General features: G+C 68.1%; 11 protein-coding genes, 2 tRNA genes and 2 pseudogenes. 3 read left to right on the top strand and 12 right to left on the bottom strand.

Annotated features, from left to right (window positions below):
* Positions 1–21: 21 nt before the first annotated feature.
* A tRNA-Glu gene (locus M7D61_RS00075) sits at positions 22–94 on the bottom strand.
* A 156-nt stretch (positions 95–250) separates the two neighbouring features.
* Between M7D61_RS00075 and M7D61_RS00070 the strand changes: the two genes are divergently transcribed.
* Together M7D61_RS00070 and M7D61_RS00065 are read left to right on the top strand one after the other, a co-directional pair.
* Positions 251–886: an MBL fold metallo-hydrolase gene (locus M7D61_RS00070; protein ID WP_298226321.1), complete on the top strand. Its 636-nt coding sequence runs from the start codon at positions 251–253 to the stop codon at positions 884–886.
* Positions 887–929: 43 nt separating this feature from the next.
* Positions 930–1,508 carry a TIGR00645 family protein gene (locus M7D61_RS00065; protein WP_298226319.1) on the top strand — a complete coding sequence of 193 codons (579 nt, stop codon included), beginning with the start codon at positions 930–932 and terminating at the stop codon, positions 1,506–1,508.
* On the opposite strand, the gene M7D61_RS00060 is transcribed toward M7D61_RS00065, so the two are convergent.
* Positions 1,505–2,134, bottom strand: coding sequence for a histidine phosphatase family protein (locus M7D61_RS00060; RefSeq protein WP_298226317.1), 630 nt, complete (start codon positions 2,132–2,134; stop codon positions 1,505–1,507). The two genes, M7D61_RS00065 and M7D61_RS00060, sit on opposite strands and share 4 nt — an antisense overlap.
* A gap of 79 nt (positions 2,135–2,213) precedes the next feature.
* Between M7D61_RS00060 and M7D61_RS00055 the strand changes: the two genes are divergently transcribed.
* Positions 2,214–3,011 carry an alpha/beta hydrolase gene (locus M7D61_RS00055; RefSeq protein WP_298226315.1) on the top strand — a complete coding sequence of 266 codons (798 nt, stop codon included), beginning with the start codon at positions 2,214–2,216 and terminating at the stop codon, positions 3,009–3,011.
* 320 nt (positions 3,012–3,331) lie between these two features.
* Here the strand turns inward: M7D61_RS00055 and M7D61_RS00050 are convergent, their stop codons facing one another.
* The 10 genes and pseudogenes from M7D61_RS00050 to M7D61_RS00005 all read right to left on the bottom strand — a co-directional run bounded on the left by M7D61_RS00050 (position 3,332) and on the right by M7D61_RS00005 (position 11,085).
* Complete coding sequence (locus M7D61_RS00050) at positions 3,332–4,156, bottom strand: ABC transporter permease subunit (protein ID WP_298226313.1); 825 nt, start codon at positions 4,154–4,156, stop codon at positions 3,332–3,334.
* The gene (locus tag M7D61_RS00045; protein WP_298226311.1) at positions 4,153–4,965 is read right to left on the bottom strand and encodes an ABC transporter permease subunit; all 813 of its coding nucleotides are present in this window, start codon (positions 4,963–4,965) and stop codon (positions 4,153–4,155) included. Before M7D61_RS00045 ends, M7D61_RS00050 begins: the two co-directional genes overlap by 4 nt.
* A gap of 4 nt (positions 4,966–4,969) precedes the next feature.
* A complete protein-coding gene (locus M7D61_RS00040) occupies positions 4,970–5,797 on the bottom strand; it encodes an ABC transporter ATP-binding protein (RefSeq protein WP_298226309.1) in 828 nt (275 codons plus the stop codon).
* Between the two features lie 11 nt (positions 5,798–5,808).
* Positions 5,809–6,939, bottom strand: coding sequence for an ABC transporter substrate-binding protein (locus tag M7D61_RS00035; RefSeq protein ID WP_298226307.1), 1,131 nt, complete (start codon positions 6,937–6,939; stop codon positions 5,809–5,811).
* Positions 6,940–7,095: 156 nt separating this feature from the next.
* Positions 7,096–8,262 (bottom strand): ABC transporter substrate-binding protein, encoded by a 1,167-nt coding sequence (locus M7D61_RS00030; RefSeq protein ID WP_298226303.1) that lies wholly within the window; start codon positions 8,260–8,262, stop codon positions 7,096–7,098.
* Positions 8,263–8,889: 627 nt separating this feature from the next.
* Positions 8,890–9,349: pseudogene (gene msrB, locus M7D61_RS00025) on the bottom strand (peptide-methionine (R)-S-oxide reductase MsrB).
* Positions 9,350–9,411: 62 nt separating this feature from the next.
* Positions 9,412–10,179 carry an enoyl-CoA hydratase/isomerase family protein gene (locus M7D61_RS00020; RefSeq protein WP_298226301.1) on the bottom strand — a complete coding sequence of 256 codons (768 nt, stop codon included), beginning with the start codon at positions 10,177–10,179 and terminating at the stop codon, positions 9,412–9,414.
* 44 nt (positions 10,180–10,223) lie between these two features.
* Positions 10,224–10,385: a hypothetical protein gene (locus M7D61_RS00015; RefSeq protein WP_298226323.1), complete on the bottom strand. Its 162-nt coding sequence runs from the start codon at positions 10,383–10,385 to the stop codon at positions 10,224–10,226.
* A 125-nt stretch (positions 10,386–10,510) separates the two neighbouring features.
* Positions 10,511–10,667 (bottom strand): annotated as a pseudogene (locus M7D61_RS00010) (IS3 family transposase); the annotation flags it as partial.
* A 343-nt stretch (positions 10,668–11,010) separates the two neighbouring features.
* Positions 11,011–11,085 (bottom strand) — tRNA-Gln (locus M7D61_RS00005).
* Positions 11,086–11,153 lie beyond the last annotated feature (68 nt).

Genomic DNA, 11,153 nt, shown 5'->3' with positions numbered 1-11,153 from the left:
AGCTCCTCCGAAACCCTCGCGTGACCCCAGCGGGATTTGAACCCGCGTTACCGCCGTGAGAGGGCGACGTCCTAGGCCGCTAAACGATGGGGCCGCAGCCGGGATATCCTCTCACAGCCCGCGAGCACCGGCCAAATCATCGCGGCCCGCGGTGCCCTGCTCCTTCCCCCCAGCGCCTCTGCCGCTCAGCGCCTCTGCCCCTCAGCGCCGCGTAGCTGCGTTTCACGCCGGTCGCGATTAGCCTGGGCGCATGCGCGTCACCAAGCTCGAGCACGCCGCTCTCGTCGTCGAGGAATCCGGCAGCACCCTCGTCATCGATCCGGGCGCCTACACCCGGCCACTCGGCGGCCTCCACGGGGTCGCCGCCATCGTCGTCACCCACGAGCACGCCGACCACTGGACGCCCGAGCAGCTCGCCGCCATCCTCTCCGGCAATCCCGACGCCCGCGTCTTCGGCCCGGAGGGGTTCGCCGCCGCCGCGACCGGATTCGATGTCACGGTCGTGCGCCCGGGCGACACGATCGTCGCCGGACCGTTCCGGCTGCGGTTCTTCGGCGGAAAGCACAACGAGATCCACGCGAGCATCCCGATCGTCGACAACGTCGGCGTGCTCGTGAACGAGACGCTGTACTACCCCGGCGACTCGTGGGCGGTTCCGGATGCACCGGTCGAGGTCCTCGCCGCCCCGGCGAGCGCGCCCTGGCTCAAAATCGGCGACGCGATGGACTTCATCCTCGCGGTCGCGCCTCGACACGCCTTCGCCACGCACGAGACGATCAATTCGGCGGCAGGTCAGGCCATGGCGAACGGCCGTCTCGGTTGGGCGACCGAGCAGGGCGGCGGCGTGTACGCGCCCCTGGCCCCCGGCGAGTCGCTCGAGGTCTAGCCGCGCTCGACTAGCCTCAACCCATCTCGAGGAGGAACACACCGTGGCGGATCCTGCCCCGAAGCGCGTCGAACACCCCCGCCGACTCGAGCACGCCGTCGAGTTCACGCTGTTCGGCAGCCGCTGGCTGCTCGCACCGCTCTACCTCGGACTCGTCGTCGTGCTCGCCGCCATCGTCGTGAAATTCGTTCAGGAGCTCTGGGCGCTCCTCGTGCACCTCACCGAAGAGGATGGCAACGACCTCATGCTCGGGATCCTCGGCCTGCTCGACCTCGTCCTGCTCTCCAACCTCGTGCTCATCGTCATCCTCGCCGGCTATGAGAACTTCGTCTCCCGCATTGCGGCCGCCCGCGACGTCGAAGATCGTCCGCGCTGGATGAACCACATCGACTTCTCCGGCCTGAAGATGAAGATCATCGGTTCCATCGTTGCGATCTCGGCCATCGGCTTGCTTCGCGATTTCACCGACATCGGAACCGCGAAGGCGCTCGATGCGAGTGAACTCGTCTGGCGTATCGCCCTCCACGTGACGTTCCTGCTCTCCGGCGTCGGCTTCGCCTTCGCCGACTGGCTCGCCGAGAAGCGCACCGCACTCACCATGGTGACGCACTCCGAGGACTAGGACTCCGGCAGAGCGAGGATTCCCGGCGTGCAGTTCCAGCGCTTGACGACCGCACGCCCGTGCTCGAAGCCGAGCACCGAGACCGTGCCCGTGGCGAGCGAGAATGCGGCGCCGTCCTCGGGCTCGAGCTCGAGCCACGCGGCGCCGATCGCGCGCAGCAGGTGACCGTGGGCGAAGAGCAGCGCGTCCTCGCCGCGCCTCATCACCTCGACGGCGCGCACGAGCACCGCATCGGCGCGGCGGCGCACCGCGATGGCGTTCTCGCCCGGAGTGCGACCGGCGGGAACGCCGTCGCGCCAGAGATTCCAGAGGCCGCCATGCTCCGCTGCGATCTGCTCGCTGGTGAGGCCCTCGTAGGCGCCGTAGTCCCACTCGGCGAGGTTGGGGTCGACGCCCGCATGAGGGAATCCGGCAAGAGCAGCGGTCCGTCGAGCGCGCTGCAGCGGGCTCGTGAGCGCGAGGCCGAAGCGGTGGCCGCTCAGGACGTCGCCGACGGCGCGGGCCTCATCCTCCCCGACCGCGGTGAGCGGGATGTCGCTCGAGCCGGTGTGCCAGCCGTTCTTCGCCCACTCCGTCTGCCCGTGCCTGACGAGCACGAGCATCGCGTCGCCTGCTGTGCCGCTCACGCACCCCACGTTATGGTGCGGGCGACACCCGGCGCGTTGAGCGAACTCCGGAAACACGCCCAGGAATAGGGTTTTGGCCGTGGACACTGCGCTCAACCCCCTCGACGGGGCCCGGATCTCCTACCGGGTGTTCGGCGACGAGGCGAATCCCCAGGCGATCGTCCTCGTCCACGGCACCGCGCTGTCGCAGGCGATCTGGCGAGGTTTCGGCTGGGTACGCGACCTCCAGGACGAGTACAAGGTCATCACCCTCGACCTGCGCGGGCACGGCCACAGCGACAAGCCGCACGACGAGGACGCCTACGACCTGCCGTACTTCCTCGCCGACGTGCTCGCCGTGCTCGACGCCGCGCAGGCCGAGCACGCCCACTTCATCGGCTATTCGCTCGGCGCCCGCGTCGGCTTCACCCTCGCCGCGCAGCACCCCACCCGCATCACCTCGCTCATCACGCTCGGCGGATCACCGCGCACGGGCAAAGGCGTCTTCGACCGGACGTTCTTCCCCGGCTGCATCGGGGTGCTCGAGACCCAGGGGATGCCCGGATTCATCGAGGGCTGGGTCGAGCGGCTCGGCTTCGAGCTCGACCAGTCCACCCGCGTCGCCCTGCTCGCCAACGACGCCGTCGCCCTCGCCGCGTACATGCGCAAGGTCGAGCTCGACAAGGGCGTGCCCGACGCCGTGCTCTCGCAGCTCACGACGCCGCTGTTCATGATCGCCGGAACCGAGGACTACTACCGCGTGCGCGCCGCGGCAAAGGTGCAGTCGACGCTGCCCGACACCCCGGTGCGACTCCTCGACGGCGCGACGCACGGGCGCACGCCCCGGCACCCCGAGGCGCTGCCCGCCGTTCGCTGGTTCCTCGCCAAGCACCCCTGAGGCGCGTGAGCCCGTCGAGAGCGATGCCGCGCTGCCAGAGGTGTCGACAGAGAAGTTCGGGGCGACGCCGAACTCGGCGTAGACGCCCCCGTCGCGAGCCAGATCACCGACGGCCTCGTCGATGAGACGCTCATAGCCCGCGGGAATCGAGAGCACCGCGAGCAGGGCGCGGTAGGTCGTCGAGAACACGGAGAAATCGGTGAACGGCGGCACCCCCGCCCACTCGACGCCCATCGCGACGGCGAGCTCGTCGAGTGTCGCCGCGCGCATGGCCGCTTCGAAGGTGGAGGTGCGCCTTGGGGAGGTCGCGAAGGTCTCGCTCAGGCATCCGTCGCCTGCTGCATGTGCATCGCCTGCAGCACGATGCGCTCGACGATCGCGACGATGTTGTAGATGACGAGGGTCAACAGCGTGATCCCGGCCACCGCCGTCCACAGGTCGACGAACTTGGAGCTGGCGAGGAAGATCGAGAGTTCCCCTCCCAGCCCCTGACCCGTCGACAGCCACTCCGCGAGCAGCGCGCCGGTGATGGCGCCGGGCACCGACACCCGAGCCGCCGCGAAGATGGAGGGCACCGCGCCGGGCGCCGTCACGAGGACGAGCTGCGTGAACCGGTTGCCGCCGAAGACGCTCACGACGTCGAGCGTCTGCGGGGATGCCTGCGCGAGGCCGAACATCACCGACGCCAGCGCCGGGAACAGCACCACGATCGACGCGATCGTCGCGACCGAGGCCGGCGTGCCGATTCCGACGATGAGGTCGATGACGGGGACGAGCGCGACGAGCGGGACGGTTCTGAGGAACAGCGCGAACGGCATGACCCCGGCCTCGACGCTCCGCGAGAGCGAGAACACCACGGCGAGGATGATCGCGATCGCCATCCCCACCCCGAACCCGAGGCCGGCGTCGGCGAGGGTCTGGCCGAGCCATCGCGCCAGATTCGCGCGGATGCCGGCCGCCGTCTGCGAGAACACCACGGCGTTGGGGTTCGACACGAAGAGGTGCTGCCACACGTCGGCCGGCCCCTTCGCGATCTGGTGCGGAGCGAGCCACACGATGACCTGCCAGATGAGCAGCACGATCGCGACCGTAACGACGAGGTTGATGACGGCCCGGAGCACGGGGTGCAGACGACGGCCCCTCACCCGGCTGCCCTGCCGCGCACCCAGGGCGTGATGAGACGCGCGATGAGACCCACGATGCCGTAGCCGACGACCGACACGAGCGCGCAGAGCAGGAACAGCGACCACATGCCGATGGAGTCGTTCTGGCTCTGGTAGAAGATGAGGAGGGTTCCGACGCTGCGGTCGATGTGCCCCATGTACTCGCCGAGCACAGCGCCGAGGAACGAGGTCGGCACGGCGACCTGCAGCGCGCTGAGGATCGCCGGGAGCGCGGCTACGAGCCGCACCTTGACGAGCTGCGACCAGCGCCCGCCGCCGAAGACCCGGACCACGTCGACCGAGGCGGCATCCGCCGACTTGAAGCCGAGCAGCGTCCCGGAGACGGTGGTGAAGAAGAGGACGAGGGCAGCGAGGAGGATGCCCGTCTGCGACGGGTCGCCGGGGTTCTTCGCACCCCCGATGAGGATGATCGCGAGGCTGCCGACCGCGACGATCGGCAGGCAGTAGCTCACGACGGCGATCTGGGTGATGACGGTCTCGAGCCACGGCACCAGCAGCACGAGCGCACAGAGCAGGAGGGCGATCCCGTTTCCCCAGAGGAACCCGAGGCCCGCCTCGATGAGCGTCGGCTGAAGCGACGGCCAGTACCCTGGCAGCGCGCCCTGTATCACGAGCCAGTCGACGACGTCCCACGGCGCCGGCACGGGGTGGAACGCGGTGCCGTTCGCCTGGTCGTAGTGGATGAACGACGCCAGCCACCAGATGAGCAGGATCACGGCGATTCCCGCGATCGTCGCCGCCCAGCGGGGAAAGGCGCGTCCGCGACTCATCGGCTCACGCCTCGGCCTCGGCCCTGCCGTCCCTGCCGAAGAGCAGGCCGGAGGCGTAGTCGACGAGGGCGTGGAATTCGGGGGTGCGCATCATGTCGGGGGTGCGCGGCCTCGGCAGGGTCACCTCGATGATCTCGGTGACGCGGCCGGGCCGAGGCGACATGACGGCGACCCGGTCGGCGAGGAAGATGGCCTCCTGGATGCCGTGCGTGACGAGCAGCGTCGTGGCCGGCTTCTCGGTCCAGATGCGCAGCAGCTCGAGGTTGAGGTTCTGCCTCGTCATGTCGTCGAGAGCCCCGAACGGCTCGTCGAGCAGCAGGACGGACGGCTTGAGCACGAGCGCGCGCGCGATGGAGACCCGCTGGCGCATGCCGCCGGAGAGCTGCGCCGGCTTGGCCTTCTCGAACCCGTGCAGGCCGACCAGGTCGATGAGCTCGTGAACATAGCCGGCGTCGACCGACCGGCCCGCGACCTCGAACGGCAGCTTCACGTTGGACCACACGCTGCGCCAGGGCAGCAGAGCATGGTCCTGGAAGGCGATGCCGAGCTCGCTGGCCCTGCGCTGCTCGGCCGGGGTGCGGCCGTCGATCAGCACCTCTCCCGAGGTCGGGCTCTCGAGGTCGGCGAGGATGCGGAGAATCGTCGACTTGCCGCAGCCGGATGGCCCGAGCAGCGCGAGGAAGGACCCCTGGTCGGTGTGGAGATCGGTATCCTGCAGCGCCTGAAGGGTCTTGCCCCCTCGCACCCTGAACTGCTTGCTGAGACCCGTGATCCGGATGCCGGTGCCGAGCTGCTGCTCGGCACCGGCATCGGTCGAAACGGAGTTCGTCATCGGCGTGGAGACTAGCCGCCGTAGTTCATCAGGCCGGGGTTCTCCGTGTAGATCTGCGTCAGCAGCGAGGTGTCGAAGATCTGATCCGCGGTCACCGCGAAGCCGGCCTTCGCCATCGACGCGACGGTCTCCGTCTGAAGGCTCGACGAGATGGTGAACAGTCCGTTCGCCTTCGTCTCAGCATCGGCGACCAGGGCCTTCTGGCCGTCGAACTCGGCCTTCGTCTCGGTCGGGTCGAGCTTGCCGGAGCTGTTCTGCTTCTCCGCCGAGCCCGGCGCGGAAACCGCGGCGTTGAAGTGCTCGATCACCTTCGACACCACGTCGGTGTCGGACGCCTTGAACGTGTCGCTCCAGCCCTTGATCTCGGCGGTGAGGAACGCCTTGACCTCGTCCGGGTGGGCGGTGAGGAAGCTCTTCGTCACCGCGATGGTCTCCGCCGGGTAGGCGAAGTTGTTGTCCGCGAAGTCGAGCTGCGTCACCGAGCCGGTGTCCTTCTTGATCGCGATGGCCTCGTTGGTGATGTACGAGACGTAGCCGTCGGCCTTGCCGGACTCCACCATCGAAGGGCCGTTGAAGGAGCCGGGCACGACCGTGACCTGCGTGGGGTCGATGCCGTTGGCGGCGAGGAATCCGTTGAACAGCGAGGTGTTCGAGGCGTCGACGCCGATCTTCTTACCCACGAGCGACTTCGGCGTGGTGAGACCGGAGGTGCCGAGCGAGGCGATGGTGAACGGGTTCTTCTGGTACGTCGCCCCCACGATGACGATCGGATCGCTCGCGTTCGCCGGGTCGGAGTCATACGCCGCGACCGAGGCGGCGTCGGAGAGCGCGAACTGCGCCTTGCCGGAGGCGAGTTCGCTCGTCCCGATCGAGGGGCCGGACGTCAGCGTGACGGTTCCGAAGCCCGCCTGAGTGTAGTAGCCGTTGTCGAGGGCGTAGTACTCGCCGGCGAACTCGGAGTTCTTGATCCACGAGAGCTGGACATCGATGTTGCCGAACGAGCCGGGCGCGGCTGCCGTGGTGGCCGCGGTGGAGGGTGCCGACGACGACGGGGACGAGGAACAGCCGGCCAGGACGCCAGCGGCGACGACAGCGCTCGCGGTGACGATCGCGAGACGCACGACGCGCGTGGAAGTGGTCATAGGAGATGCAGCCTTTCGACGCAACGGGCGGGGGAATGTGATGCATCGCCCACGGTAATGGGGCGACGTTTCCGCGGCGTTTCGCTGGCGTTCATTCCGCGGACACGGGATGCGCTGGCCGGAACACCGCCTCCGCCGCCGCCGCGCGGCGGCGGATCAGGAGGGGAGCTGGAACGGAACGACGAGCTCCGGGTGGTCCAGATAAAGCTCTTCGAGCAGCGACAGGTCGAAGAGATCGCCGGCGGCGACGGTCGTGCCCATCGCGGCGAGCGTCTCGACGCTCGCGTCGACGAGCTCCCGCGTCATCGCGAGGAGGCCGTTCTCGTTCACGTCATCCGTGAGGATCAGCCTGTTCTGCGCCGCCGCCTCGCTGGTCTGCTCGAACAGGTCGAGCTTCAGTCCCTTGCCGAACTCGTTGACGGCGAGATCGGCCGACTTCGACAGGCTGTTGATCGCATCCGTCCAGCCCTTGATCTCGGCGATGAGGAACGCCTTGAGCAGATCGCGCTGGGTGTCGATCGAATCCTGGGTGACGGTGAGGGTCGCGGCGGTGAAGGGCAGACCGCTGGCGGCAAAGCCGAGGACGACCGGCAGGTAGCCGTCGAATGTGGCGCGGACGGGCCCGCGAGTGAGGGAGGACAGCTGCGCGTCGTACCTGCCGTGCTCCAGCGGGGTGATGTCGTCATCGGCCGGCACGACGTACACGTCGAATCTGCCGCTGCCCCGCTCGCCGGAGGTGAGGCCCTTGGCGGTGCAGAAGCCCTGGAAGACGGCGCGCAGGCCGGGCGGGACCCCGACGACCTTGCCCTTGAGGTCGGAGACCTTCGCGATGGGGGTGTGCTCTTTCAGCGAGAGGAAGCAGAACGGGTTCTTCTGGTAGATCGAGCCGATGATCTTGAGGGGCGCGCCCGCGGCGACGGCGGGGGCGGTGAGCGCCGGCGTCGACAAGCCCACGAGGGCGGAGCCGGAGGTCAGCGCCGCCTCGACGGTGGTCGCGTCGTCGCCCGCGATGAGGTCGACGGAGGTGAACCCCTCGGTGGCGTAGTACCCGTTCGTCGTCGCCAGATACTCGCCCGCGAACTCGATGGTCTTGATCCCCGAGAGCTGGACGGCGATCGAACCGTACTGGCCCGGGGTCGGAGTCGCCGGCACCGCAGGGGTCGGAGTCGCCGGCACCGCAGGGGTCGAGGACGGGCCCGGAGAGACCGGGGAACAGGCCGCGAGAACGGCGAGGCCGCCCACCGCGAGGACACCGACGCCGCCGAGGCGGAGGAAGGCACGGCGGTCGAACTCGTGCCCGGCGGATGCGGGGAACCCGGTCATCTGATTCTCCAAACAGAGGGTGCTGAATCCGGTCCGTCGGGAGCGATCCGGCTGCCGTCAACGCAGACGCACCTCGCCCCGCGCAACGCCGTCGACGCGGTCCTCAGCGAGGATATCGCGGCCACTCGGCACCCTCGAAATCCGGGGGAAAGTCCACCTGTCGACGACGCTCCAAAACCCGGCCAAAACGGCGCGGCGGCATCAAGACCATCTGGAAGGACTGAGCCTGACACGGGCACGTCGAAGGGAACGACCGCATGCTTCTCGCCCCATCGGCGTTGACCGAAGAACTCGACGCCATGCGCACATCGGCGCGGACCTTCTCAGTGCGCGAGATCGTCCCGCGGGTCGTCGAGGCGGAGCGCACGCAGACCTTCCCCGGGGGCTGTTCCGCACGGCGGGCCGGCACCGATTCGTCGGCCCACTGCTCTCCTAATGTCGGAAGATCGGGATCTCCGTTCGTGGTCCGGGAGGAGTTCTCCCACCGGCCGGCCGGCATCTCCTCCGGCCTCAGCCATCAGGACCACGTCGGGAAGAGCCTCCCTGAACCGCTACGGCAGCCCCGAGCAGCACGAACGAACGCAGGCCCGCGCCCTCTCGTCGGTGACTTCGTCGTCGCGACCGCGATCACTGAGCCCGGCGCTGGACGGCTGTGCCGATCGTGTCGGCGACCGGGACGAAGCGCATCGCGGCCGAATTGATGCAGTAGCGCAGACCGCCCTGGTCGGCGGGAGCCGTCATCGAACATATGGCCCAGGTGGCTGTCGCCGTTCGTGGAGCGGACCTCGATGCGGGTCATCCCGCAGCTGCGGTCCTTCTTCTTCTCCACGATGTTGGCGGGATCGAGCGGCACGGTGCAACTCGGCCAGCCGGAACCGGACTCGAACTTGTCGATCGAGGCAAACAGCGGCTCGCCCGACACGATGTCGACGTAGATGCCCTGCTCGTGGTTGTCCCAGTACTGGTTGCGGAACGCGGGCTCGGTCGCCGCCTCCTGGGTGACGCGGTACTGCTCCGGGGTCAGTTTCGAAACGGCCTCGGTGGTCTTCTGGTAGTTCGATACAGGGTTTCCGTCCTCGAGGCGGATGTCGCGGCTGGCTGCGGCGCTCAGTGCTTACAACAGCGCGGGGATCGTTCCTGCTCCTGTTCCTACTTGCCGGCCTTTTCGAGGAGAGCCCGAATGCGCTTCTGGGTGTCCGGATGCGCCGCATAGCCGGTGACCGACTCGGCCTCCGCGTCGAGATGGGCTCGGTAGCCCGCGAGGGCGGGGGCGCCCAGCAGCTTCTTGGTCGGACCGAACACTTGCGTCGGCCCGGCGACCAGTCGGGCCGCGAGCTCATCGGCGCGCGCATCCAGGGCATCGGGTTCGAGAACCTCGGCGACCAGTCCCCACGCGAGGGCGTCCGCGGCACTGGCCGGGGATCCGGTGAGCAACACCGCGGAGGCGCGCTTGCTGCCGATGGCGGCGGGGAGCAGGTACGAGACCCCGCCATCGGGGGTGAGCCCGATGGCTCCGTAGGCACCGTGGAAGCTGGCCCGCGTGGAGGCGAGCACGATGTCGGTGTTGAGCACGAGTCCGAGGCCGGCGCCCGCCGCGGCGCCGCCGACGGCCGCGATGATGATCAGGGGAGATGCGGCGAAGGCGAACATGGTGTCCTGCAGCGTGGTGACCATCCGGCGCATTTGGGCGTCGCCCCCCTTGCGGGCGATCTCGTTGAGATCCCCGCCGCCGCAGAACACCCGGCCTGCGCCGCGCAGCACGACGACGCGGCAATCCGGGTCCGCCTCAGCATCCCGGATCGCGCGCAGCAGCGATTCAGTCAGCTCCCGGCTCATCGCGTTGCCGACGGCCGGTCGGTTGAGGGTGATCGACGCGACCCCGGCGTCGATCGAGAAAAGCACGACGGGTTCTGTCATGTGAAGAGGGTACGTCGCGCGCCGCTGGTCCGGGTAGGCCCGGATCAGCCCGTGCGCGGGCTGTGTGCCAGGGTCGCGTCGGCGAGCTCGATGCCGCGCGCCTGGATGGATTCGATGTTCATCTCTTCGAGCAGCGCCGGATCGAGCTTGGGCGAGGTGCCCCCGTCGAACTTGTAGTGCAGATCGCAACTCGGATGCACCCACACGGAACTGCGCCCGTGCCCGACCTCGGCGGAGTCGGTCCAGGAGATTGAGGAAGCCCTCGACGCGCCGCATCTTGACCGTGGCGACCGCCTTGAGGTGAGCCAGAATGCGGTCGTCGATCCGGATTGGAAGGCAGCACCCACCGGCGCACGGACTCGTGACCGACACCGACCTGACGGGTAACGGCCGCTGACGCAGCCGTCAGCGACGGATACTCCGACCGGTGCTCACGCACCAGACGGACCCGCCCGATCACGAAGGGCAGGATCGATTTTCTTCGGCATGACATACATCTTTCGACTCAAAAGGATGGCGCATCGAACCTGAGGCGCTTCACATTGACGATGTTGTCTTAAGGTCCGTCGGTCCGCTCGCTCACACTGAACGGCGTCAAAGGCCGCACAATAGCGAGGTCGGGATACTGCCGGGTCTGCTGCACGGTGAGGTGACAGTTTCTAGTCACGCAGCGCGTTCGGCTGGCGCGTTCATGATGGCCTCGAATTCGATCGGGGTCAAACGTCTGTCAGCGCTCTTCGAACGCAAGAAGCCCTGGCGTTGCCGCCAGGGCTTCTTCTGAGCCGCAGCCCACTTCGTTTTCTAGTTCGCATGGTTCGAATAAGAACCACCTGGCTGGGGCGCCTGGACTCGAACCAAGAACAAAAGAATCAGAATCTTCCGTGTTGCCAATTACACCACGCCCCAACGTGGCGGCCCGAGGGCCGAAAAACGATGTTACCGCATCGGCTTCACGCCCTGGAAACCGCGCCGCG

Source organism: Gryllotalpicola sp., assembly GCF_027352875.1.
In the GTDB taxonomy this organism is placed as follows: Bacteria; Actinomycetota; Actinomycetes; order Actinomycetales; family Microbacteriaceae; genus Gryllotalpicola.
Note: the sequence above shows the minus strand (reverse complement) of the source record. Positions and strands in the feature narration are given on the sequence as shown.